At 70.1% G+C, this 21,421-nt stretch carries 25 protein-coding genes, 2 tRNA genes and 2 pseudogenes; 18 read left to right on the top strand and 11 right to left on the bottom strand.

The window, feature by feature from the left end; all coding sequences use genetic code 11:
• Positions 1–98 precede the first annotated feature (98 nt).
• The gene (locus ACWEOZ_RS15725; RefSeq protein ID WP_451911474.1) at positions 99–608 is read left to right on the top strand and encodes a class I SAM-dependent methyltransferase; all 510 of its coding nucleotides are present in this window, start codon (positions 99–101) and stop codon (positions 606–608) included.
• A 52-nt stretch (positions 609–660) separates the two neighbouring features.
• Here ACWEOZ_RS15725 and ACWEOZ_RS15720 read toward each other — a convergent pair.
• Positions 661–1,461 (bottom strand): annotated as a pseudogene (locus ACWEOZ_RS15720) (LysR family transcriptional regulator); the annotation flags it as partial.
• Positions 1,462–1,540: 79 nt separating this feature from the next.
• On the opposite strand from ACWEOZ_RS15720, the gene ACWEOZ_RS15715 reads away from it, so the two are divergent.
• Complete coding sequence (locus tag ACWEOZ_RS15715) at positions 1,541–2,494, top strand: aldo/keto reductase (protein ID WP_451911377.1); 954 nt, start codon at positions 1,541–1,543, stop codon at positions 2,492–2,494.
• Here ACWEOZ_RS15715 and ACWEOZ_RS15710 read toward each other — a convergent pair whose 3' ends face one another.
• The 3 genes from ACWEOZ_RS15710 to ACWEOZ_RS15700 all read right to left on the bottom strand — a co-directional run bounded on the left by ACWEOZ_RS15710 (position 2,495) and on the right by ACWEOZ_RS15700 (position 4,156).
• A complete protein-coding gene (locus ACWEOZ_RS15710; RefSeq protein WP_451911376.1) occupies positions 2,495–3,313 on the bottom strand; it encodes a M15 family metallopeptidase in 819 nt (272 codons plus the stop codon). It abuts the gene before it with no gap.
• 109 nt (positions 3,314–3,422) lie between these two features.
• Positions 3,423–3,731 (bottom strand): DUF3618 domain-containing protein, encoded by a 309-nt coding sequence (locus ACWEOZ_RS15705; protein ID WP_451911375.1) that lies wholly within the window; start codon positions 3,729–3,731, stop codon positions 3,423–3,425.
• Positions 3,728–4,156 (bottom strand): phage holin family protein, encoded by a 429-nt coding sequence (locus ACWEOZ_RS15700; RefSeq protein WP_451911374.1) that lies wholly within the window; start codon positions 4,154–4,156, stop codon positions 3,728–3,730. Before ACWEOZ_RS15700 ends, ACWEOZ_RS15705 begins: the two co-directional genes overlap by 4 nt.
• Positions 4,157–4,363: 207 nt before the next feature.
• Here ACWEOZ_RS15700 and msrA point away from each other — a divergent pair, with 207 nt between their 5' ends.
• The 3 genes from msrA (at position 4,364) to ACWEOZ_RS15685 (ending at position 6,001) form a co-directional block, all read left to right on the top strand.
• Positions 4,364–4,867, top strand: coding sequence for a peptide-methionine (S)-S-oxide reductase MsrA (gene msrA / locus ACWEOZ_RS15695; RefSeq protein WP_451911373.1), 504 nt, complete (start codon positions 4,364–4,366; stop codon positions 4,865–4,867).
• Between the two features lie 97 nt (positions 4,868–4,964).
• Positions 4,965–5,318 carry a hypothetical protein gene (locus ACWEOZ_RS15690; RefSeq protein WP_451911372.1) on the top strand — a complete coding sequence of 118 codons (354 nt, stop codon included), beginning with the start codon at positions 4,965–4,967 and terminating at the stop codon, positions 5,316–5,318.
• 35 nt (positions 5,319–5,353) lie between these two features.
• Positions 5,354–6,001, top strand: a complete 648-nt coding sequence (locus ACWEOZ_RS15685; RefSeq protein ID WP_451911371.1) for a 4a-hydroxytetrahydrobiopterin dehydratase — start codon at positions 5,354–5,356, stop codon at positions 5,999–6,001.
• Positions 6,002–6,022: 21 nt separating this feature from the next.
• Here ACWEOZ_RS15685 and ACWEOZ_RS15680 read toward each other — a convergent pair whose 3' ends face one another.
• Positions 6,023–6,412, bottom strand: coding sequence for a MarR family winged helix-turn-helix transcriptional regulator (locus tag ACWEOZ_RS15680; RefSeq protein WP_451911370.1), 390 nt, complete (start codon positions 6,410–6,412; stop codon positions 6,023–6,025).
• 101 nt (positions 6,413–6,513) lie between these two features.
• On the opposite strand from ACWEOZ_RS15680, the gene ACWEOZ_RS15675 reads away from it, so the two are divergent.
• Both ACWEOZ_RS15675 and ACWEOZ_RS15670 read left to right on the top strand, forming a co-directional pair.
• On the top strand, positions 6,514–7,938 hold the full coding sequence (locus ACWEOZ_RS15675; protein WP_451911369.1) for an MFS transporter: 1,425 nt from the start codon (positions 6,514–6,516) through the stop codon (positions 7,936–7,938).
• 145 nt (positions 7,939–8,083) lie between these two features.
• On the top strand, positions 8,084–8,863 hold the full coding sequence (locus ACWEOZ_RS15670) for a hypothetical protein (RefSeq protein ID WP_451911368.1): 780 nt from the start codon (positions 8,084–8,086) through the stop codon (positions 8,861–8,863).
• Between the two features lie 3 nt (positions 8,864–8,866).
• Here the strand turns inward: ACWEOZ_RS15670 and ACWEOZ_RS15665 are convergent, their stop codons facing one another.
• Positions 8,867–9,010 carry a hypothetical protein gene (locus tag ACWEOZ_RS15665; RefSeq protein ID WP_451911367.1) on the bottom strand — a complete coding sequence of 48 codons (144 nt, stop codon included), beginning with the start codon at positions 9,008–9,010 and terminating at the stop codon, positions 8,867–8,869.
• An 80-nt stretch (positions 9,011–9,090) separates the two neighbouring features.
• Between ACWEOZ_RS15665 and ACWEOZ_RS15660 the strand changes: the two genes are divergently transcribed.
• Positions 9,091–9,267 carry a DUF1059 domain-containing protein gene (locus ACWEOZ_RS15660; RefSeq protein ID WP_451911366.1) on the top strand — a complete coding sequence of 59 codons (177 nt, stop codon included), beginning with the start codon at positions 9,091–9,093 and terminating at the stop codon, positions 9,265–9,267.
• Here ACWEOZ_RS15660 and ACWEOZ_RS15655 read toward each other — a convergent pair.
• Positions 9,254–10,429 (bottom strand): FxsB family cyclophane-forming radical SAM/SPASM peptide maturase, encoded by a 1,176-nt coding sequence (locus ACWEOZ_RS15655; protein WP_451911365.1) that lies wholly within the window; start codon positions 10,427–10,429, stop codon positions 9,254–9,256. The two genes, ACWEOZ_RS15660 and ACWEOZ_RS15655, sit on opposite strands and share 14 nt — an antisense overlap.
• A gap of 112 nt (positions 10,430–10,541) precedes the next feature.
• Here ACWEOZ_RS15655 and ACWEOZ_RS15650 point away from each other — a divergent pair, with 112 nt between their 5' ends.
• The 8 genes and pseudogenes from ACWEOZ_RS15650 (at position 10,542) to ACWEOZ_RS15615 (ending at position 16,491) form a co-directional block, all read left to right on the top strand.
• On the top strand, positions 10,542–12,044 hold the full coding sequence (locus ACWEOZ_RS15650; protein ID WP_451911364.1) for a dienelactone hydrolase family protein: 1,503 nt from the start codon (positions 10,542–10,544) through the stop codon (positions 12,042–12,044).
• Between the two features lie 102 nt (positions 12,045–12,146).
• Positions 12,147–12,797: a hypothetical protein gene (locus ACWEOZ_RS15645; RefSeq protein ID WP_451911363.1), complete on the top strand. Its 651-nt coding sequence runs from the start codon at positions 12,147–12,149 to the stop codon at positions 12,795–12,797.
• Positions 12,798–13,089: 292 nt separating this feature from the next.
• A tRNA-Leu gene (locus tag ACWEOZ_RS15640) sits at positions 13,090–13,162 on the top strand.
• Positions 13,163–13,172: 10 nt separating this feature from the next.
• Positions 13,173–13,246, top strand: a tRNA-Arg gene (locus ACWEOZ_RS15635).
• A 34-nt stretch (positions 13,247–13,280) separates the two neighbouring features.
• A pseudogene (locus ACWEOZ_RS15630) lies at positions 13,281–13,391 on the top strand (sulfotransferase domain-containing protein); the annotation flags it as partial.
• 301 nt (positions 13,392–13,692) lie between these two features.
• Positions 13,693–14,490, top strand: a complete 798-nt coding sequence (locus tag ACWEOZ_RS15625) for an alpha/beta fold hydrolase (protein ID WP_451911362.1) — start codon at positions 13,693–13,695, stop codon at positions 14,488–14,490.
• 175 nt (positions 14,491–14,665) lie between these two features.
• Positions 14,666–15,199, top strand: a complete 534-nt coding sequence (locus tag ACWEOZ_RS15620) for a DUF3887 domain-containing protein (protein WP_451911361.1) — start codon at positions 14,666–14,668, stop codon at positions 15,197–15,199.
• 26 nt (positions 15,200–15,225) lie between these two features.
• Positions 15,226–16,491: a serine hydrolase gene (locus ACWEOZ_RS15615; RefSeq protein WP_451911360.1), complete on the top strand. Its 1,266-nt coding sequence runs from the start codon at positions 15,226–15,228 to the stop codon at positions 16,489–16,491.
• Here ACWEOZ_RS15615 and ACWEOZ_RS15610 read toward each other — a convergent pair whose 3' ends face one another.
• Positions 16,492–17,310 (bottom strand): hypothetical protein, encoded by an 819-nt coding sequence (locus ACWEOZ_RS15610; RefSeq protein ID WP_451911359.1) that lies wholly within the window; start codon positions 17,308–17,310, stop codon positions 16,492–16,494.
• Between the two features lie 58 nt (positions 17,311–17,368).
• On the opposite strand from ACWEOZ_RS15610, the gene ACWEOZ_RS15605 reads away from it, so the two are divergent.
• Positions 17,369–18,394 (top strand): NYN domain-containing protein, encoded by a 1,026-nt coding sequence (locus ACWEOZ_RS15605; protein WP_451911358.1) that lies wholly within the window; start codon positions 17,369–17,371, stop codon positions 18,392–18,394.
• Here ACWEOZ_RS15605 and ACWEOZ_RS15600 read toward each other — a convergent pair.
• On the bottom strand, positions 18,372–19,244 hold the full coding sequence (locus ACWEOZ_RS15600; protein WP_451911357.1) for a hypothetical protein: 873 nt from the start codon (positions 19,242–19,244) through the stop codon (positions 18,372–18,374). The genes ACWEOZ_RS15605 and ACWEOZ_RS15600 overlap by 23 nt on opposite strands.
• Positions 19,245–19,340: 96 nt before the next feature.
• The gene (locus tag ACWEOZ_RS15595) at positions 19,341–20,240 is read right to left on the bottom strand and encodes an Ig-like domain-containing protein (RefSeq protein WP_451911356.1); all 900 of its coding nucleotides are present in this window, start codon (positions 20,238–20,240) and stop codon (positions 19,341–19,343) included.
• A gap of 184 nt (positions 20,241–20,424) precedes the next feature.
• Here ACWEOZ_RS15595 and ACWEOZ_RS15590 point away from each other — a divergent pair, with 184 nt between their 5' ends.
• On the top strand, positions 20,425–20,886 hold the full coding sequence (locus tag ACWEOZ_RS15590; protein ID WP_451911355.1) for a phage tail protein: 462 nt from the start codon (positions 20,425–20,427) through the stop codon (positions 20,884–20,886).
• A 54-nt stretch (positions 20,887–20,940) separates the two neighbouring features.
• On the opposite strand, the gene ACWEOZ_RS15585 is transcribed toward ACWEOZ_RS15590, so the two are convergent.
• Positions 20,941–21,417, bottom strand: coding sequence for a hypothetical protein (locus ACWEOZ_RS15585; RefSeq protein WP_451911354.1), 477 nt, complete (start codon positions 21,415–21,417; stop codon positions 20,941–20,943).
• Between the last annotated feature and the right edge of the window lie 4 nt (positions 21,418–21,421).

Below are 21,421 nucleotides of genomic sequence, written 5' to 3'. Positions count from 1 at the left end.
CGCGTCTGGCAGTGTTCTTCGACGTGGACAACCTCTGGCTTCAGCAGATCGCGGCGAATCCCGGCCACTCGCAGTGGTACGTCGAGCGTTTCCGGACCATGGCGAGCAACGGCGCCGACCTCGGCGGCGAGGCGCGGCTGATCGACGCGATGGTCCCGCGCGGCGCGCGCGTCCTCGACGCGGGGTGCGGCACCGGCCGCGTGGGTGGCCGGCTTGCCGCCGCCGGCCACCGGGTGACCGGCGTGGACCTCGACCCGGAGCTGATCGCGGCCGCCCGGCAGGACTACCCGGACACCGACTGGCAGGTCGGCGACCTGGCCGAGCTGGAGCTGCCGGACCGGTTCGACGTGATCGTCTGTGCCGGCAACGTGATGACCTTCGTGGCCCCGGACACCCGCGGTGAGATCCTGCGGCGGATGCGCGCCCACCTGAGCGGGACCGGCCGGGTGGTGATCGGCTTCGGCGCCGAGCGGGGCTATGAGTTCGACGACTTCCGGGCCGACGCGACCGCCGCCGGGCTGGCCGAGGACGTGCTGCTGGCCACCTGGGATGTGCGCCCGTTCGGCCCCGGCGCGGACTTCCTGGTGGCGCTGCTCCGGCCCGCCTGATCAGCTCCTGACGGCAGGCCCGGGCCGCGGCGCTCAGCTGCCGGTCCCGGTGCTGGATCAGGCCGATCGCCGGATGGGCCGGCGCGGGGTCCAGCCGTACGACGGTGACGGCCGGTCCCGGAGCCACCGTGGCCGAGCGGGCCAGCAGGGCCACGGCCAGCCCGGCCCCGACCAGCTCACGGATGCTGGCCGCGCTGTGGGTCTCGAACTGCACCCGCGGCTCGAAGCCCGCAGCCGCGGCGGCCCGGTCGAGAATGGCCCGCAGTCCGCTGCCCGCCGGCAGGCACACGAACGGCTCGTCGCGCACCTCGGCCAGGTCCCGGACCGCTGCTCGGCCGGGCGGCAGCACCAGGACGACCTGCTCGTCCACCAGGTGCCGGGCCGTGAACCGGGCCGGCAGGTCGTCGTGGACCGGCCCGAGCACCAGATCGACCTCGCCCGCGTCCAGCAGCGCCAGCAACCCGGCGATCAGCCCGGTGCGCAGGGCCAGCGAGACGCCCGGATAACGGGTGTGGAAGCCGGCGAGCGCGGCCGGCAGGTCATAGCCGCCGAGCACGGCCATGGAGCCGAGTGTCACCCGCCCGTGCAGCACGGCCGCGAGCTCCGCGAGGTCCGTACGGGCGCCGTCCAGCTCGCCGAATACCCGCCGGCAACGGGTCAGCAGCAACTCGCCTGCCTCGGTGAGCGCCACCCGGCGGGTGGTCCGGGCGAACAGGGCAGTGCCCAGCTCGGCCTCCAGCGCCCGGACCTGCGCCGACACCGCGGACTGGGCCACCCGTAGCTGCTCGGCGGCCCGGGTGAAGCCACCGTGCCGGGCGACGGCCTCGAAGTAGGTCAACTGGCGCAGCTCCATCCACTCATCGTGCTGCGCGATTAATCGAAGCGCAAAGCTGTCTTGGACATATGAAAGCCACCGCCGCAGGCTGGAGGGCATGGATCGACATCTGGGTGACCTGTCCACCTCCGCGCTCGGCCTCGGCTGCATGGGTTTCTCGCAGGCGTACGGGCCGGCCGACGACGAGCAGTCCGTGGCCACTCTGCGGACCGCCCTCGACCTCGGGATCACGCTGATCGATACCGCGATGAGCTACGGCGGCGGGCACAACGAGCGGCTCATCGGCCGGGCGATCGCCGGGCGGCGGGACGAGGTCGTGCTGGCGACCAAGTTCGGCATCGTCCGCGGCGAGCACGGCGTACGGCTGGACGGCCGGCCCGACCACGTGCGCGGGTACTGCGACGTGTCGCTGGAGCGGCTCGGCGTCGACACCATCGACCTGTACTACCTGCACCGCGTCGACCCGGCCGTGCCGGTGGCCGAGACGGTCGGCGCGATGGCCGAGCTGGTCACCGCGGGCAAGGTCCGGCACCTCGGGCTCTCCGAGGTCGACCCGGGGCAGCTCGGGCAGGCGGTGGCGGTGCACCCGATCGCGGCCGTGCAGTTCGAGTGGTCGCTGTCGTGGCGTGAGCCCGAGCGGGACGTCGTCCCGGCGGCGCGGCGGCTCGGGGTGGGGCTGGTGCCGTACAGCCCGCTCGGGCGGGGGCTGCTGACCGGGGTGCTGCCGGCCTCGTACGGCGACGGTGACTTCCGCCGGGACGATCCGCGCTTCGCCGGTGAGCACCTGACCGCGAACCTCGCCCTGGTCGAGGAGCTGACCGCGATGGCCGCCGCGTACGGGATCAGACCCGGTCAGCTCGCCCTGGCCTGGCTGCTCGCCCAGGGGCCGGACGTCGTGCCGATCCCCGGCACCCGCAGTCCCGCGCGCCTGGCCGAGAACGCCGCCGCCGCGCGGGTGCGGCTCAACGACGCGGACCTGGCCGCGCTGGCCGCCCAGACCTGGCACGGTGACCGCCGGTCCTTCGCCGCGTACGGCACCTCGCGGACGTGATCAGCGGTTGTTCATGCTGAAGTGCATGTCGTCCTTGAGGCTGTTCCACCGTCCGCCCCAGTAGAAGCCCTGGTCGGTGAACGCCCGGACCGCGCCGGCCGGGTGCATCATGCCGCGGCGGTAGACGTCGCGCCGCAGGAATTCGGTGCCGGCGGCCGGGTCGACGTACGAGCCGCGGACCATCGGGTTCTGCACCGGGTTGACGTCGATGGCCTTGCCGTACGCGTGCTGCGACCAGGTCTTGCTCCCGCTGACCACCCGGCAGTTGTAGCCCGAGGTGACCGCGGCCATGTCAGAGATGTAGGGCGCGTTGAGGGTCATCGGGCTCATGCCCTGGATCCGGAAGCGCATCCGGTACAGCGTCCGGAACGCCCGCTGGGTCCGGGTGGCGATGGTCCGGTGCACGATGATGCTGCCCTGGTGCGACACGCCGTAGAAGTCGATGTAGGTGACCCAGACCTTGCGCAGGTCGGCCGGGCCTACCGGGCACTTCTTGGCCGGATCCCAGTTCACCGTCCCCGGGGTCACGACCTCGATCGAGGACCGCCAGCCGGAGAGCCGTCCGGCGGCCGGGCGGGCCAGGTTCAGCACCCCGTCCGCGCTGGGCTGGTTCGGCTTGACGATGCCGTTCCAGGCGCGCAGGTCACGGGGGCGCAGGCCGCGGGCTCGGGCGATGCTCTTGATCGTCTCGCCGGGGCGGACCACGTGATAGGCCGGCGCTGCGTCGGCCGGGGTCACCGCGGCTGCCGGGGTGGCCGGGACGAGAATCGGCGCGACGGTCAGGACGAGGGTGCTGAGCACAGTGAGAAGACTTTTCACATGCCCTATTACGCCTCGGATCGGCCCTGGAAACCGACGAAACCGGAAAACAGCTCGCTTAACGGCAGCAGCCCGCCCCGGTGTGGGACGGGCTGCCGGGCGTCGAGGGTCAGCGGCGGCTGCGGCGGATCAGCACCAGCGCCACCGTGGCCGCGGAGGCGACCGCGGCGACGATCGCCACCGGCACGGGACGGCGTACCGTCGTCGCGGCCCGGTCGCGGACCGTGCCCGCCAGCGCGGTGGTCCGGACGGCGACATCGGAGGCCTTGGCGCGTACGCGGGCCTTCACGTCGGTCTTCGCGGCCAGGGCCGCGGCGGTCTGGCCCAGGTCTTCCCGGGTACGCGCGATTTCGGCCTTCAGCTGCGCCGGATCCTGCGGGGCGGTGCCGTTCAGCCGGGTGGTGGTGTCGCTGCTCATCCGTGCCTCCCGTCCCGGACGGCGGCCTTGACCGCGTCCACGTCCCGCTTGCTGCTGTCGACTGCGGCGGTCGGCGCCGGCGGTACGGCCTGCTGGACCTGCTTCTTACCCAGCAGCGCGGCCACTGCGGCGATGGCGAACACCACGACGGTGACCACGAGGGCCGCCAGCCAGGTGGGCCACACGACTGCCAGGGCTGCTCCGATGGTCACGAGCAGGGCGCCCACGCCGTACATGGCCAGCACGCCGGCCCCGCCCAGGAGCCCGGCGCCGGTCCCGGCGCGCTTGCCCTTCTCCACCATCTCCACGCGGGCGAGCGCCAGCTCGTCCCGCACGAGGGTGGACACCTGCTCGGTCATCTGGCTCACGAGCTGTGCGGTCGACGCCTCCGCCGGCCACACAGTGCGCGACTGTGTCTCGGTCATGATCATCTCCGTCCTGCTTCCGACGCCGACCCGTGCTGACCAGCGCGTCAGCCCTTTCACCTACCCAGGAGCAGGACCGCTAAGCCCACCGGCGCGAACCGCACCTGATCGGGTCGCCGCTGGCCCGCGGCCGGGCACCGCGGCGCGCTACCGTTCGTGGGGCAGGCAGCCGCCGTCTTGCGGCCGCCGAGAAAGAGGTGTATCGCGATGACCGCAGAGAAGGCCGTACTCGCCGGAGGCTGTTTCTGGGGAATGCAGGACCTGATCCGCAAGCGCCCGGGCGTCGTCTCGACCCGGGTCGGCTACACCGGTGGCGACGTGCCGAACGCGACGTACCGCAACCACGGGACCCACGCCGAGGCGATCGAGATCGTCTACGACCCGGCCGTCACGTCGTACCGTGAGCTCCTGGAGTTCTTCTTCCAGATCCACGACCCGACCACGCTGAACCGCCAGGGTGGCGACATCGGCCTCAGCTACAGGTCGGCCATCTTCTACACCGACGACGAGCAGAAGCGCGTCGCGCTGGACACGATCGCGGACGTCGAGGCGTCCGGGCTGTGGCCGGGCAAGGTCGTCACCGAGGTGACCGCGGCCGGCCCGTTCTGGGAGGCCGAGCCGGAGCACCAGGACTATCTCGAGCGCATCCCGAACGGCTACACCTGCCACTTCCCGCGGCCGGGCTGGAAGCTGCCGCACCGCGCCGGCTGATCCCCCGCACGCGCACCCTCGTCCTGACGGGCCGGAGCCCGGCCGGCGGATAATCTGCCTACCGGATTCCGGCCCGTACGTTCTCCAGAGGAGTGTTGTGAAGCTGAGTCTCAACAAGCGTCAGGTCATCATCGGGGCAGTGGTGCTCGCGGTGGTCCTGGTGGGACTGGCGGTGGGCAGGTCGGCCCGCGAGGAGCAGGGCGGCGGCGTGCTCGACGCCCCGGCCGGGCGCGCGTGCACCGACTTCGCCGACGGCTATCCGGAGGCTCGTACGGCGGCGGCCCGGCTCGCCCTGGCCGACAAGGTCAGCAAGTCCGCCGCCGGTACCGACAACGAGGCGATCGCCGACCGGGTGCTGGCCGTGGGTGACAGTGCCAACGACAGCACCACGGCCTGGAAGGCCGACGCCGATGCGCTCACCAAGGCCTGCCGGGACGCCGGCTGGAGCTGATCGCGGCAGCGCCGCCGGTATGCGAGCATCCCTGCATGACCAAGCTGACGGGACAGCAGATCGCCGACGAGGCCCCGGCCGGATGGGTCTACCTGCTCGGTGGGCTCCAGACCAGGATCCGCACCCGGGACTTCGCGGCCGGGCTCGCCATCGTGAACGCGATCGGCGCGGCCGCGGAGGCGATGGACCACCACCCGGATCTCGACCTGCGCTACACCCACGTCGACATCCGCCTGACCAGCCACGACGTCGGCGCGGTGACCGGTCGTGACCTGCGGCTGGCCCGCACGATCTCCACCATCGCCGCCGACGCCGGCACGGCCACCGAAGGCGCGACCGTGTCCCGGCTCGAGTTTGCGCTGGACAGCCCGGAATTTGCCGCGGTCCTGCCGTTCTGGGGCGCCGTGCTGGCGATGGAACCGGCCGGCGACGAACTACGTGACCCGTACGGGGCACTGCCGGTCATGTGGTTGCAGCAGTCCGGCAGCGAGGAGCCCCGGCAGCGCTGGCACCCGGACGTGTGGGTGGACCCGGCCCAGGTCCAGCCGAGAATCGACGCGGCGGTGGCGGCGGGCGGCACCGTGGTCAGCGACGCGGAGGCGCCGAGCTTCTGGGTGCTGGCGGACCCGCAGGGCAACAAGGTCTGCCTCTGTACCTGGCAGGACCGTTCGACGGCGGAGTGACCCGGCGGCGCGGGGTCTGCCTCAGCCGGCCGTGGCCGGGGCGCCGAGGTGCTCGGCGAGGATCGCCCGGTGGGTGGCCCGGGCGTCCGTGTGCCGCTGCAGCCCCTCCTCCGTCACCGTGACGAAGATCCCCCGGCGGTCGTCCTCACACAGGCTGCGGCAGACCAGCCCGCCCTTCTCCAGGCGCGCGACTGTCCGGGACAGTGCGCTCTGGCTCAGGTACATGTCCGCGGCGAGCTCCTGCATGCGGCGCTTCTCACAGGTGACCGTGATCAGCCGGTCGAGGGTCTCGAACTCGCCCATGGTGAGCCCGTGGGTCTCCTGCAGCGCCCGCTCCAGGTGTCCGGCGACCTCGTTGTAGCTGGTCAACAGCGAGCGCCAGCGCTCAACCAGGGCGGGCTCGGACGTCATGTCGCGCATCCTAACGGCTGGGGGAAGTAGATGCACTCAAATTATATGCACGCGGATTTGATGCTTCGACATTTGATGCGCACGCATGTAACTTCTGGCTCGTGACTATCTCAGAAGCCGCCCTCCCGGCGGCAGCTCCGACCACGCCGGTCGACCAGCGCTGGACCCCGCGACTCTGGGGTGTGCTCGCGGTCCTGTGCGCGGTGCTCTTCCTCGACGGGCTCGACGTCTCGATGGTCGGCGTGGCGCTGCCGTCCATCGGCATCGAACTCGGCCTGTCGACCACGTCGCTGCAGTGGATCGTCAACGGCTACGTGCTCGGCTACGGCGGACTGCTGCTGCTGGGTGGGCGTACCGCCGACCTGCTCGGGCGGCGCAAGGTCTTCCTGCTCGCCCTCGCCGTCTTCGCGGTGGCTTCGCTCGTCGGTGGTCTCGTCGACGACGGCACGCTGCTCATCGCCACCCGGTTCGTCAAGGGCCTGGCCGCGGCCTTCACCGCGCCGACCGCCCTGTCGATCCTGACCACCACGTTCCACGAGGGCCCGGCCCGCAACCGCGCGCTGTCGGTGTTCTCCGTCTTCGGCGCCAGTGGCTACTCGTCCGGCCTGATCCTGGGCGGGCTGCTCACCAGCTTCGGCTGGCGGTGGACGTTCCTGATCCCCGTACCGCTGGCGATCGGGGCCCTGGTCGCGGGCATGGCGCTGATCCCGCGCGACCGCCCGGCCGCGGGCGGCGGCCACGACCTGGTCGGCGCCGCGACCCTGACCTCCGGAATGCTGCTGGCCGTCTACACCGTCGTGTCGGCACCGGACCGCGGCTGGACGGCCCCGCTGACCCTGGGCTCGCTGCTGCTGTCCGTGGTGCTGCTCGCCGGCTTCGTCATCACCGAGAAGCGGGTCCGGCACCCGCTGATCCGGCTGGGCATCCTGCGCACCGGCACGGTCGTCCGGGCCAACCTGAGCATGATCGCGCTGTTCGGCTCCTACCTGAGCTTCCAGTTCATGATGACGCTGTACCTGCAGAACGTCCTGCACTGGTCGCCGCTGCGGATGGCGCTCGCCCTGCTGCCGGCGGGCCTGCTGGTCGCGTTCGGGTCACCCTTCGTGGGCCGGCTGATCGACCGGTACGGCACCCCGCGCCTGTTGATCAGCTCGATGACCTCGCTGCTGCTGGGCTACGCGTGGTTCCTGCTGACGGCGGGCAACGCGCCGCACTACGCCGTGACCGTCCTGCCGACGATGCTGCTGCTGGGCGGCGGTTTCGCGTTCGGCTTCAGCTCGATCATGGCCCAGGCGACGCAGGGGATCGCCGACTCCGAGCAGGGCCTGGCCTCCGGTCTCGTGCAGACCTCGGGACAGGTGGGCGCGGCCCTGGTGCTGGCCGTGCTGACGGCGCTGCTCGTCGACGGGGGAGCGGGCACCGACTTCAGCGGCTTCCACCCCGGCGTCAACCTGGTGACCGGCGTGGCCCTGGTCGGCCTGCTGCTCAACCTGGTCCCGCTGCTCAACCGGCGCCGGCCGGCGTGACCGCCCGGATGCGCGGTGCCGGTCCTGCCGGCGCCGCGCATCCGGGCGCGGCCATGACGCACGGCACAACACGGGTACGCATGTCTTGCGTACGCTGGGGAACCCGGATCTGTTCGACCATGGTTGACACCGGAGGAACCCCCACATGCAGCTCGTGCAGGATCCGGCAACGACGGCCGACGCGCAGCAGTTCTGGCAGCTGCCCGGCCGTGAGCTGGACCGGCTGCTCGCCTCGGCCCGGCACGCGGACCGGGTAGAGCTCAAGCTGGTCGTGCCCGTGACCGCGCACGAGGCCACCTGCGCGTCGCTGGGCGTCGACTTCTCCCGGGCGTCCGCCCGCAAGGTGTACTTCCTCGACACCGACGATCTGAAGCTGAAGCGGCACGGGGTGGTGGCCCGCATCCGCAGCGTCGGGGACCGCGCCGACGACTCGGTGGTCAAACTGCGGCCGTGTGTCGCCGACGAGCTCCCGGCGCGGCTGCGCCGGTCGAAGCGGTTCGGCGTCGAGGTCGACGCGATGCCCGGACAGTTCGTCTGCACCGGCGCGATCGCCCGGCGGCTCGGCAAGAACGACGTGCGCAAGGCGGTGCGCGGCTATCGGCCGCTGCGGACCCTGTTCTCCAAGGAGCAGCTGGCGCTGCTCCCCGGCCGGATCCGCATCGGCGATCTGTCGATCTTCGGGCCGGTCGACGTACGCCGGGAGAAGATTCTCCCCCAGGGCGCGGACTTCCGGCTGGCCGTCGAACGCTGGACCTATCCGGACGGCTCCAGCATCCTCGAGCTGTCCACCCGCTGTGCCGCCCGGGCCGCGGTCCCGGTGGCCGCCCAGCTCGCGTCGGTGCTGCGGGCGTACGAGATCGACCTGACCGGGGAGCAGCAGACCAAGACCCACACGACGCTGTCGTACTTCCACTGCGCCGGATAGCGCTCAGTCGGTCGGCTCGGCGCCTCCGGCCTGTGGCTCATCGGACTCCTCCGGTCCCACCCGGACGTCCTCCCCCTCGGGCACCGTGGGGGCGTCACCCTGTTCGGCCGACTCGACCATGTCCTCGGGCTCCTGCTCGATGCTCATCACCACGTCCTCTCGTCGGTTGAACCGGCAGTACCCGTTCCCCGCCGTTTCAGGCGGAAGGCGCCGGGTAGCCCTGGCGCATGACTGTTTCGATCCGCTGCGCCGACTTCAACAACGACTGTCCCGCCCAGTTCACGACGCCGGAGGAGGGGGAGCTGCTGCAGCACGTGGAGCTGCACACGAAGTCCGTTCACCAGCCGATGGAGTGGACGCCGGAGCTGGCCGAGGTGGTCAAGACCCACGTCAAGCAGGTCTGATCCGGCGGCGCAGGTCGGTGCCCACGCGATCGCCGATGTGCCCGATCACCTTCAGCATGTCAGCGCAGTAGACAGTCGGATTGAGGAAACCCGTGCCGACCCGGTAGCGGTGGGCGTAATGACCACCACCGCAGACGCGCTGGATCGGGCAGGCCCGGCAGGTCGGGCAGAGGGCGTCGACGCCGATCTGCCGGGCGACGATGCCCGGATGGTCGAGAGCGGCGTCGAGCGGATCGTCGAAGACGGTGAGTCCGGTGCCGCAGGCGCCCGGATAGCTCGACTTGAGGGAGTCGACCTGTTCGATGGCGCCGTCCGACTCGACCACCGCCACCGCCACCGGGCTGAGCCCCACCTGCTCGGACCGGCTCGGGGCGCCGAGCAGCAACGCGATCACATCTTCGAAGAGGCGGATACGTGTCTCCTGCCGGGGGGCGCCATACCACCGGTCGAAGATCGAGATGAGCCAGTCGGCGGAGTCCCGTTCGGGCGGTGCGGACCAGTTGGCGTGCGGAATCAGCAGGTCGATCTCGGTGGGGTGATACGCGAGCAGCGCCTCGTAGGCCGCGACGGGCTCGGTCGAGGGATCGACGGTGCAGAGCAGCCCCGCGAAGACCCCCCGGTACGGCGGGCTGTCGAGGAGGCGAAGCGCCCGATCGACTTCCGCGAAGCTGCCCCGGCCGTCGGCGCGCCGTCGGTGGCGGTCGTTGTCAGTCGCTGTCCCGTCCAGGCTCACGCCGACCTGGATGTTCTCCCGTACGAAGAAGTCGAGCAGCCCGGTGTCCAGCAGCACCGCGTTGGTCTGGATCTGCACGTCCAGCCGGCAGCCACCGTCGAAGGCGGCGCGGAAGTCGGCCACCAGGCGGGACAGCCTCTTCAGGCCCGCCAGCAGTGGCTCGCCACCGTGCAACACGAGCCGCATCGCGGGCAGGCTGTGCGCGGCCGCATGCTCGGCCATCCGTGCCGCGGTCGCCTGCCAGGTCGCCGGTTCCATGATCAGCGGACGGTCGCGCCAGCTCCGGTCGGCCATCGTGTAGACGTAGCAGTAGTCACAGGCCAGGTTGCACCGCTGATGGACCTTCAGGACCACGTCCCGGAACGGAACCGGCCGGTGGCCGGCGGCGCGCAGGGCGGCGACGTCGAGAGTCTGATCGGGCCATCGCACCGACGGGCTGATCGGGACCAGCCTCAACGCGCGTGGACCACCCACAGGGCTCCCTCTTCGGACTGTCGACGCCGTGCGGTCGCCAGGACGATGCTAGAAGGAAGCCGGTTTGATGTCACACTCGTGCGTGGTCAACGCTGCCCGGTCCCGCTTCGGTGTGCTTGTCGTGACGTTGCTCGCCGTCCTGGTGGCGGTCGTCGGGGTGTGGCTGCTGGCCGGCCCGTCCGGCGAGGCGACCCGCACGCACGTGGTCGTCAGCGGCGTGCCGCTGGACGAGGTTCATCCACCCGCCGGTGCCCGCCGTCCAGGAGTGGTGGTCGCTCACGGCTTCGCCGGCTCGGCCCGGTTGATGACCCAGTTCGGCGACTCCCTGGCCGCCCGGGGCTATGTGGTCGTGCTGCTCGACTTCTCCGGCCACGGTGCCAACGCCAGGCCGTTGCCGGACAATGCTGCCGCCACCGATTCCTCCACCGCCGCCCTGCAGCGCGACCTCGACGTGGCGGCAACGCACCTGCGGCAGCTGCCTGACGTCGACCCGTCCAGGATCGCGCTGGTGGGCCACTCGATGGGCGCCTCGGCCGTGACCCGCTACGCGGTGGCGCACCCAGAGATCGCAGCGACGGTCGCGCTCTCGCTGCCGGACGCCTCCACTGTGCTGCCGCAGCGTCCGGCGCGGCTGCTGCTGCTGGTCGGCGCGCTGGAGTTCCCGGGCTTCCGGGCCGAGGCCGAACGCGCCGCTGGGCGGATGGTGGTCGTGCCCGGTGTCGAGCACATCTCCATCCTCTACTCGCCCCGTACCCATCGGGAGACCGCCGCCTGGCTGGACGAGAGCTTCGGCCGTCCCGTGCAGGAGCCGGCGATGCCGTCGCCGATCCGCCGGATCGCCGGGGCCGCGATGCTGTTGTTGTCCCTGATGGCCGGGATGTTCCCCCTCGCCCGGCTGGTTTTCGGCAGCCCCCGGGGCCGGTGGCCGCGGCTCTCGGTGTCGCAGCTCGGCGGGGTCCTCGCGGTCGCCGCCGGCGCCACGGCGGTCGCCGCCGTGCTCGCCCGGGTGCTGCCGACCAATCACCTGCCGCTGTCGATCGGTGGATATGTCATCGGATTCACCGGCGTCGCCGGGGCCGTGATCCTCGGCTATCTCCGCCTGCGCGGCCCGGTCGGCCCGGACCGCGAGCCGGTCACCCCGCCGGGAAGGCTGCGGCTCGCACTCGCCACACCCCTGCTCATCGGGTACGCGGCCACGGCGATCGCCGTGCCCACCCACCTCGGCCTCACCTACGCCATCCCCGGCGGGTCGAGGTGGTGGCTGCTCGCGTTGCTCTGGGCGGGCTTCGCTGTCCTCGCGTACGCCGCCGAGCGGGTCACCAACGGCAACAGTTTCGGTGTCCTGGCCGTCTCCGCGGTGGCCGTGGTCGCCTTGACGGGCGCGGCGGTGGTCGGGCTCACCTTCGGCTTTGTGCTGCTCATCGTGCCGCTGCTCGCCGTGCTGCTGCTGTGGCAGGCGGTCTGGAGCGCCGTGCTGCACCGCTTCTCGGCGCCGGCGTGGCTCATCGCGCTCGTGGGGTCACTCGTGGTGGCCTGGCCGCTCGCGACGGCGCTGCCGATCACCGGATAGCCGCCTCCAGGATTCGTGCCACTGTGGGCCGCGATCGCGCCGTGGCCGCCGGTTGATCGACAGCATGGGCCGGGTCGGAACACATCGATCTGGAGGAATCCCGTGCGGACCTGTCGTTCCACTGTTCTCTTCGGCGTGCTGGCCGCCGGCCTCGTGCTCACCCAGCAGGCGTGCACCCGCGGCGACCGGCAGTCCGGCAAGCCGGTCGCTTTCACCACCCCGGCGTCCGCGGGCACGACGCCAGCCCCGATCAAGCCGACCACGGCGGGCAGCGGCAACAAGCCCGCGGTGAGCACCAAGGACCCGATCCTGGCCGGCCGGCGGCAGGTGGTGATCAGGCCGATCCCGTCCAGCGAGTCGATCGTCGCGGTCGACGACGAAGGCCGGCTCAATCTGACCGACGGCGAGGCCGAGTTCGGGCTGTTCGTGCTGGCCCCGGTTGGCGACAAGTTCCTGATCAAGACCGCGAAGGCCGGCGCCGGTGGTGAGCAGTCCTGCATGGGCATCAAGAACAACGGCAGCGGACCGCTGACCGTGGAGGCGACCGCCTGCGACACCCGCCGGGACGGCCAGCTGTTCACGATCAGCCGGCTGAAGGCGAAGGACAAGCAGGGCCGGCCCACGTACGCGATCAGCAATCAGGGCGCCTTCCTGCAGGTCTTCCCGCGCACCGGCCTGATCGCCGAGGAACTGGGCGACGCGCCGCTGCTGACGACCTACGCGTTCATCGACAACGGCCCGGCCGGCACGTGAGCGGTCATAATGCGTTGACTCCAACGGCGAGGTCGGCCATTCTTATTACCGGCACCGCACCGAGGCCTTGAAGGGAGTTGACCGTCATGTCGCAGCAGACCGCTTATTCGCTCACCCTGTCCGACCTGCCGGCCGAGCTGTTCCTTCGCGGCCTTCAGACCCGCCTTGAGCTGGGGTGGTGGAGCGGTTGACGCAGCAGAGCCTGCGTCTGTGCCGCCCCCCTCGAGCCGAGGAGAGGGCGGCTTTTTCATTGCCGAATCGCCCCTGAACGCATTCGGTGAAACCATTTCCTGCCCGGGTGGCCCAACGGCAGAGGCGTCCGATTCAGGGTCGGAAGGTTGGGGGTTCGAATCCCTCTCCGGGTACGCGGTACAAGTTCCCATGGCGCAGCTGGACAGCGCGCGACGCTACGAACGTCGAGGTCGCAGGTTCGAATCCTGCTGGGAACGCGCAGCGTGACGATCGGGCCGGCTCGTGACGAGCAAGGGGAAGTCCGGTGACTGGCACAGCCATTTCGACGACGACATCCACGAAGCCTTCGCCGGGGCGACCGGCGACATGGTCGAGCTCCTCGGATATCCGGCCCGCACCTGAGGGCGTGCGCACCGACCTGCCCTTCACGACAGGGTCGTCGCTTCGGTGAGCAGCCTCTCGATGATCGTCGCGGTGAAGTCGTCGGCGTCGTCCGGGCTGACGACGGTCAGCAGGGTGAGCCCAGCGCCGACCACCACCATCTCGTACGGCTCTCCATCGCTTCGTCGCGGGCGACGAGGATCTCCCCAGGTCCTGGTGGCAGTGCACCGGTACCGTCCCAGTCCTGGAAGGGGACCGTGTCGCTCTCGCCGATCGTCACCCGCATGGCCGGCCAGGAAGCGGACCACGACCGCAAGAACCGGTGGACGAGGCCGGCCGGGTCAACGCCCAGCACCAGGACGGAGTCCGTTCCAGTGATCACTTTCTCCCCCAGCTCGATGCGGTCCGCAGTATGTCATCGCTGGCCGTATCGGCGACCGTCCATGAGGATGCGGGGATGGAACGCTTCACCAGCGAGGGCCTCATCTTCGAGGTGACCGACACGCACGCGGCCGGTGGCACTGGAACGGGAGAAGTAGTCGTGTTGCTGCACGGCTTCCCGCAGGACCGGCATTGCTGGGACGCGGTGACGCCGGCCCTGACCAGCGCCGGCTATCGGGTGCTCGCCCCCGACCAGCGCGGCTACTCCGCCGGTGGGAGGCCGGCGGGCCGCCGGGCGTACGCGATCTCCCGGCTGGCGGCGGACGTGCTGGCTCTGGCCGACGCGGCCGGCGCCGAACGCTTCCATCTGGTGGGTCACGACTGGGGTGCGGCCTGGCCTGGCACGTGGCCGGCCACCACCCCGACCGGGTCATCTCGGTGGCTGCCCTGTCAGTACCGCATCCGGAGGCCTTCCTGCGGTCCCTTGCGTCCAGCAGCCAGGCAGTGCGGTCCTGGTACATGGCCGCTCTGCAAGTGCCGTGGCTGCCCGAGCTCATGCTGTCGCGCCGGAACGGCGACGCGATGCGGGCGTCTCTGCGGAGCTCCGGACTCGACCCGCTACGTCGATGGTCCCTACCAGTTCGAGACGCTTGCCGGGGTGTCGCACTGGTTGCCCGAGAAGGCATCCGAGCAGGTGGCCACGCTGCTGACGCGGCACCTCGCCACTCATCCGTCCTAGTCTTTCCGTGCGGTATTCCGTGCTGCGCCGTCACGGATTACCATTACGTGCTGTGGACTGCGAATACTGCGGTAATCCGCTCGACGCCCGTCCTGGACCAGGGCGTAAGCAGCGGTTTTGCAACTCGACGTGTCGCAGTGCGGCTCGGCGACAGCGCCAATCTGTCAATTCAGGCTTGACATCATCCAGGGTCGGCGGGACCCTCGGGGAAGTACAGGCTGTGCACCGGCAGGTGCTCGAAGCCCAGGACTCCCTGCGCGCCGCGGTCGATCGTGCGCGGGCCGAGGGACACACCTGGCAGGAGATCGGAGACGTCTTGGGCACCACGCGGCAGGCGGCGTTCCAGCGGTTCGGACGGCCGGTCGATCCGCGTACGGGTGAGCCGATGTCGGCCGGGATCCTGCCCGGCGCCGGCGACAAGGCGCTCGACCTGCTCACCCACCTCGCGGCCGCTCGCTTCGACCGGGTCCGCGGCGACTTCGACGAGACGATGCGGCGGGAGCTCGACACCCAGGCCCTCGCCTCGGTCTGGGCGGTGGTAGTCGGCAGCGTCGGCGCGTTCGAGCGGTTCGGCGATCCGGTGGTGCACGCCGCCGGGGAGTTCACGGTGGTCGACGTCCTGATGCATTTCGAGGCCGGGCAGAGCACAGCCCAGGTGAGTTTCCGTCGCGAGGGGACGGTGGCCGGGCTGTTCATCCGGCCGGTCTGACCTCGCCCGTACCCCCGGGGGTTCTGATGGTCCGGAGAATTGTCGCGGTCATCGCGGCACTGACGTTGACGCTCGGTCTGCCGGCGGCGCCCGTACTGGCCGCTTCGCCGGCCGAGACCCAGTTCGCCTGGTTGATGGACGCTTCGGCCCGGTTGCCGGTGCCGGCCGACGAGCTGGCGCAGCACCTCGACCAGGCCCTGCTGGCCGCCGATCTGAACGAGGCGCTGCGCCCGTTGGCCCCGTTCACGCCGGCCGCGGTCATCTCGTCGTCACCGACGGAGCTGCGGCAGCTCGTGTCCAGCCCCGCCGGCACTCTGCTGGTCAGCCTCACCGTCAACGCTTCCGGCCTGATCACCGGACTGCGCTTGACGCCGTACCTGCCGGCCCCGACCACCTGGACCGCCGTCGACAGCAGCCTGCGCACCCTCGCGCCGCGGGTCTCCTTCGCGGCCATGCGGATCTCGCCGGCCGGCTGCCGGCTGGTGCACGGCCGAAATCCCGACACGGTACGGCCATGGGGATCCGCCTTCAAGCTGTACGTGCTGGGCGCTCTCGCCGAGGCCGTGAAGTCCGGCCGGCTGTCCTGGGACACCGAGTTGCCGCTGAACCCGGCCTGGAAGTCGCTGCCGTCGGGCGTCATGCAGAACGAGCCGGACGGCACGGTGCACACCCTCACCGAGTACGCCGACCACATGATCGCCATTAGCGACAACACGGCCACCGACCACCTGATCCACCGGGTGGGCCGGGAAGCGGTGCGGCGGCAGTTCACCCGCTTCGGCAACTCGGCGCCGAACGCCCCGGTGCTGACCACCCGCGAGTTCTTCGCGCTCAAGGGGTGGCACTACCCGGCCGCCGCGTCGTCGTACGCCGCCCTGAGCCCGGCCCTGCGGGCGCGGATGCTGCCGCTGCTCGACCGGGTGCCGCTCACGTCGATCACCGCCTGGCCGAACCCGCGCATGATCGACAAGGTCGAATGGTTCGGCTCACCGGTGGACATGTGCCAGGCGTACGCCGGCCTGTGGCGGCAGCACGAGCCGGCGGTGAACGCGGCTCTGACCATCAACGACGGCGGTGTCGGCCTGCCCACCGCGGAGTTCCCGACCGTGTGGTTCAAGGGCGGGTCGGAGCCCGGCGTACTGACCCTCAACTACTTCGCCCGCGCCGCCGACGGTGACCTCGTCACGGCGAGCCTGATGCTGTCCGACCCGGCCCGCCCGTTGGACGAGGCTTCGGTGGCGCCCCGGGCCGTAGCCCTGCTCCGAGGGGCACTCCAGCTCACCGCCGGCTGATCAGCGACCGGCCCGTCCCGGGAAACGCTTGCCGATCGGCCGGCGGTTCCCGGGGCGGGGAGCCGTCACCGGTGCCGCGGTGGCCTGATACCGGCGGGCGTCGTCGGCCACCGTCTCGTCGGCGTCGTTCTCCAGCGCCTGCCGGATGTGCTGCGGGGTGACGGCCGACGTGGCCAGCGAACGTCGCACCTCCACCGACCGGTCGTTGACCAGGGTCTGCAGGTCGGCCTCGTCCAGCGGCAACGCCCGGACCAGCGCGGCGCGGACGTCGGGTGACGAGTCCTGGGCCAGGGCGTGCCGATGCTCGGCGGTGGTCTGCTCGTTGATGGCCAGACCCTTGCGCACCCGGACGGTCCGGTCCTGCAGGAGAGCGGCGATGACGTCCGGGTCGTAGGTGTGACTGGCCAGCCGCTCCCGTACCTCGGGGGAGGCGTCCTTGACGAGGATGGCGGCCAGCTCGGGCTCGAGCTCACCCATCTCGGCGAGCAGCCCGCGCAACTCCTTGTCCTGCGCCTTGACCATCACCTGGCGTACCCGGGCATCGCACGACGGGTTGGCCGCGACCGCCCAGCGCACCCACCGGTCGGCGTCGCCGACGAGGCGCAGCAGGTTGCCCTGGCTGGTGGCCGGGTTCGCGGCGACCGCCTGCCGGACGGTCCGGTCACGGTCCCGGGCGAGTGGCCGCAGCGCCTCCGCCGGCGCGTCCGGCCGGGCGGCGACGGCGGCGCGAACCTGAACGGAAGGGTCGGAAGCCAGCTGGTAAAGCGTCGCGGCGTCGGTCGTACGGTCCTGCGCGAGGGCGAGCCGGTCGTTTTCCATGGGCGGGATCCTCTCACGCTTCGTCCGCGGGGCTGTTCTGCCTGCGTACGCTGAGCGGGTGGATCACGAAGAACGCATCGCGATGTTCCTGGACTACGAGAACCTGGCGATCAGCGCCCGTGACCACCTGGGCGGCATGTCGTTCGAACTGCGCCCGGTGGCCGACGCGCTGGCCGAGCGGGGCCGGGTGGTGGTCCGCCGGGCGTACGCGGACTGGTCGTACTTCGACGAGGACCGCCGCATGCTGACCCGCTCGCACGTCGAACTCATCGACATCCCGCAGCGGATGGGCGCCTCCCGCAAGAACGCGGCGGACATCAAGATGGTGGTGGACGCGCTGGAGGTGGCGTTCGAACGGTCGTACATCTCGACGTTCGTGCTGTGCACCGGCGACAGCGATTTCACTCCCTTGGTGCACAAATTGCGCGAGCTCAACAAGCGGGTGATCGGAGTCGGGGTCGAAAGATCAACCTCGGCCCTGCTCCCGCCGGCCTGCGACGAGTTCCTCTACTACGACCGCCTGGAAGGCGTGGAGATCCCGGCGGTAGCGGTAAAGGAGCCGCAGCCGGCGCCGAGCGAGCCGGTACGCGACGTGGAGACACTCTCGGCTCTGGTGGCGCAGACGGTGGCGGGGCTGCAGCGCAGTTCCAGTGGAACGGTGACTGCGTCGACGCTCAAGCGGACACTGCTGCGAAAGGATCCGACGTTCAACGAGGCGGATTACGGGTTCCGGGCATTCGGCGAAATGCTCCGCTACCTGGCCGGGCACAACGTGGTCGAGCTGGTCGGCGGTGGGTCGGCCAAGGGGGACCCGGAGGTGGCGCTGCCGGAGCACGGGGACAGGGAGGCGGCGTTCGCGCTGCTCCGCGGTGTGGTCTCGGACCTGGCGGGAAGCAACGGCTCCGCGGCCCTGTCGGGCCTGAAGAACCAGGTCCGCAAGGTGGCGCCGGACTTCAGCGAGAAGAAGCTGGGATACCGAAGCTTCCTGCAATTCTGCAAAGCAGCCGCAACAAGCAACGCGGTCGACCTGAAGTGGAGCCCCGACGCCGACGACTATCTGCTCACTCCCAAGGCTCAGAGTTAGCGTCGCCGGGAGGGGGCGGACTTATCTCGGCGAGCTGCTCATCCAGCGCCTTCCAGGACGCCTCGCCGCTGTCTGCCTCAAGCTCGACTTCGGTCATGATGCTTTCGCCACCGAGATTGCTGCTCCATTCACGCATGGTTCCGGAACCCTGCCCCACCAGCCCTTTGGCGGCGAACTCGCCGTAGCCGCTCTCGGCAAGGTGGGCCAACTCGATGACCAGGGGAGCGGAAGTCTCAAGGCCGTCCGCTGCGCGGAGTTCGACGGATGCCAGGTCGGCTCCGGACTCTCCGAGGAGGGCGATGAGGCGGCTCTGCGTCTGCTCGGAACCGGACCTGGTCATACGGAAACGAACCCGGGTGACAAGATCGATCTGAGTGCGCCAATCGTCGAAGGACACCTCCCCGGTGAGCGGGGCTACCCGCCATCCGGTCTCGCGTGTCTGCGTGCGGATCATCGCCTGCAGGGCGCCGATGAAGGAGTTGAGCCGGAGATCGGGCTTCGGCTGAAAGACGACGGTGAAATCCGACAGCCGAATCACGAACGGCGCGGCGGCGCCGTTGGGTACGGGGGCGTTGGCGAAGTCCTGTTTGTTCAGGTCCCACAGAGCCGCGTTCTTCTCCCGCCCGTATCCCAGGTGGCCGCGGATACAACTGTTGACCTCGTGAGTCTGGCCGAAGCGCCACAGGCGCCGGTACCGCTCCAGCGGATAGCCGGCCTGGAAAGCATGCCGCAGCCTGTCCACCGGTTCGATGAACAAGGCCGGCGAGCCGTCGGGTGGGGCGAAGAGTGCCGGTTCCGGTGGTTCCGCTATGCCGGCACGAGCGACGCGGCCCACGGTTGATATCGACATCCTTCGAGGTTATGAAGTCCCCATCCATACCTCAATGCTCTGAGTCACTTGTTGAACACTGTGAGTGTTCACTGCTTGATCAGCGGTCGCGGCCGGCTAACGCTTGTACGTTCGGGTGGGGGTGTAGCTCGTGTTGCCGGCCTTGTCGTACGCCCGGAACCGCATGGTGAATTTCTTCCCGTACTTCTTCGGGTTCACGGTGAACGAGTAGCCCGCTTTTGCATCCGTCTGCGCGACCTTGCCGTTGATCAGCAGCTGCACCTTCGCGATCCCGTACGTGTCGCTCGCCTTGGCCGTGACCGTGAACTTCTTCTTGACCTTGGCCTTGTTCTTCGGCGCCTTGGTGATCGACACCGTGGGGGCCTTGTTGTCCACGGTGAGGGGCCGCTTCAGGACCGCCTCGTTGCCGGCCGCGTCGATGGCGTGCCAGCCCAGGGTGTACTTGCCGTTCGGGACCTCGCGGCTGTTGATGGTGACCGTGCGGGAGTTCTCCTGGGCGTACGAGCGGAGTTGCCGCGCCGTGTCCAGGGAGGCCTCGAACGCGGCGATCGGGCTGGCGTCCCGGTAGCCGCTGAGGGTGACTTCAAAGGTGCCCCGGACCGCGCCGCCTGCGGTCGTGCTGCCGGTGATCGCGGGCCGGTCGTTGTCGACGGTGACCGTCCTGGTCAGCGCCGTCGCGTTGCCGGCCTGGTCGCGTACCCGGATCGTCGTGGTGGTTTTTCCGTTCGGGACCTTGACGTTCCAGCGCAGATCGAGGTTTCCGCCGCCGGTCAGGTCCTTCGACGAGACCACTGTGTCACCGATGACCAGCTCGGAGCCGATGACGTAGATGTCGTCAGTCGCGTCCACGGCGAGCTCGCCGCCCTGGCCGATGTAACCGTTCCGGCGGGGGAAGCGGACGGTCAGCCCGGTCGGGGCTTTGTTGTCCACCGTGACCTGGTAGCCGTCCGTCGTCTGCGTGCCGCCGGCCGTGGTGGCCCGGGTGCTGAGCAGCACGAGGCCGTCGAAGCCGGTGGTGTCCCAGTCGACGCTCCAGGGCGCGGCGGTGTCCGTGCCGACCTCCTTGCAAGTCTTGCGCCGAGATCACCGCGATGGCGGCGAACCCTACCTTGACTGGCCATGCACACCGCTACGCTGATCACGGCCGGATAGGGACGTGCCGACACGCGGAGGATCTGTCATGTCTTATGCCGTGGATTTCGGCACCGTTTCGACCGTCGGCCTGGAGTCGTCGCCGGTGGCGGATGCGCTGGCCGGCCTGCGGGCGAACGAGGCCCGCTATTTCAAGAACAAGTACGACCACACCTTCACGGTCGAGCCCGCGAGCGAAGCCGAGTCGACCATCGCCTGGGTGAGCAGCATCCTCGAGGAGGAACGCGGCCTGGTCATCTCCTCCCGGCCGCTCGAGGCGACAGCCTTTCAGGTCGAGAACATCCGGATGGCCTACGTCTTCTACGAGAGCGGCCTGTCGATCAACGTGATGTACACGATCGATGACGGCGGCAAGCGGGCAGTCGGTTTCAAGCTCTCCGACGGGATGGACGTTCCGGAGGAGCTCGGGTCGTTCAAGTTCGCCCGGCAGAAGTCGAAGCTGGCCGGCACCATCCGCGGTTCCTACTTCGTCATCAAGAAGGAGCACTGAAGCGCGCCGGCCGGGTGGTCACAGCCACCCGGCCGGCGCGTTGCTTCCCTCGTCCTATCGCCGCTGCAGCGATTCGATGAACCGGTGCACGGTGGCGGCGTCGCTGGGCACGACCCGGTTCCGGATGTCGCTGCCCCGCTCGATGTCCAGGCGCACGCTGGTGTGCTCCCATTCGCCGTCCCGGGTGAACGTCTCCGCGTACGACGCGTCGCCGCTCGCGGCATCCCACTCGCGCAGGACACCTATCGGTTCGTCGGTCGGATCCTCGTCCCGCACCAGGATCGAGTAGCGGAAGGCGATCTTCTTCTCCCGGCGTTCCCGGATGCGGGCGGCGGCCTTCCGGGTGATCGACCGGAGCTGGTACGGCACCTCGCCGGCCTCGATCCGGTCCAGAAGTGTCGTCCGCACCCAGGCCGCATCGTCGGTGAGCCGGGTGATCCCGTACGGCCCGGCGCCCTCGACGACCCGGACGACAGTGACCGGATCCTTGGTGTCGTGCCGGTCGTCGGTGACGGCGAAGTACTGGTTCACCTGA

Source organism: Actinoplanes sp. NPDC004185 (assembly GCF_053603475.1).
This window is presented reverse-complemented; position numbering and strand designations above follow the sequence as displayed.

Coding starts and splice junctions, on each gene's coding strand:
- ACWEOZ_RS15725 (WP_451911474.1), top strand. CDS start 99: ATGGCGAGCAACGGCGCCGACCTCGGCGGCGAGGCGCGGCTGATCGAC.
- ACWEOZ_RS15715 (WP_451911377.1), top strand. CDS start 1,541: ATGGATCGACATCTGGGTGACCTGTCCACCTCCGCGCTCGGCCTCGGC.
- ACWEOZ_RS15705 (WP_451911375.1), bottom strand. CDS start 3,731: ATGAGCAGCGACACCACCACCCGGCTGAACGGCACCGCCCCGCAGGAT.
- ACWEOZ_RS15700 (WP_451911374.1), bottom strand. CDS start 4,156: ATGACCGAGACACAGTCGCGCACTGTGTGGCCGGCGGAGGCGTCGACC.
- msrA (WP_451911373.1), top strand. CDS start 4,364: ATGACCGCAGAGAAGGCCGTACTCGCCGGAGGCTGTTTCTGGGGAATG.
- ACWEOZ_RS15685 (WP_451911371.1), top strand. CDS start 5,354: ATGACCAAGCTGACGGGACAGCAGATCGCCGACGAGGCCCCGGCCGGA.
- ACWEOZ_RS15680 (WP_451911370.1), bottom strand. CDS start 6,412: ATGACGTCCGAGCCCGCCCTGGTTGAGCGCTGGCGCTCGCTGTTGACC.
- ACWEOZ_RS15670 (WP_451911368.1), top strand. CDS start 8,084: ATGCAGCTCGTGCAGGATCCGGCAACGACGGCCGACGCGCAGCAGTTC.
- ACWEOZ_RS15665 (WP_451911367.1), bottom strand. CDS start 9,010: ATGAGCATCGAGCAGGAGCCCGAGGACATGGTCGAGTCGGCCGAACAG.
- ACWEOZ_RS15660 (WP_451911366.1), top strand. CDS start 9,091: ATGACTGTTTCGATCCGCTGCGCCGACTTCAACAACGACTGTCCCGCC.
- ACWEOZ_RS15650 (WP_451911364.1), top strand. CDS start 10,542: ATGTCACACTCGTGCGTGGTCAACGCTGCCCGGTCCCGCTTCGGTGTG.
- ACWEOZ_RS15615 (WP_451911360.1), top strand. CDS start 15,226: ATGGTCCGGAGAATTGTCGCGGTCATCGCGGCACTGACGTTGACGCTC.
- ACWEOZ_RS15610 (WP_451911359.1), bottom strand. CDS start 17,310: ATGGAAAACGACCGGCTCGCCCTCGCGCAGGACCGTACGACCGACGCC.
- ACWEOZ_RS15600 (WP_451911357.1), bottom strand. CDS start 19,244: ATGTCGATATCAACCGTGGGCCGCGTCGCTCGTGCCGGCATAGCGGAA.
- ACWEOZ_RS15590 (WP_451911355.1), top strand. CDS start 20,425: ATGTCTTATGCCGTGGATTTCGGCACCGTTTCGACCGTCGGCCTGGAG.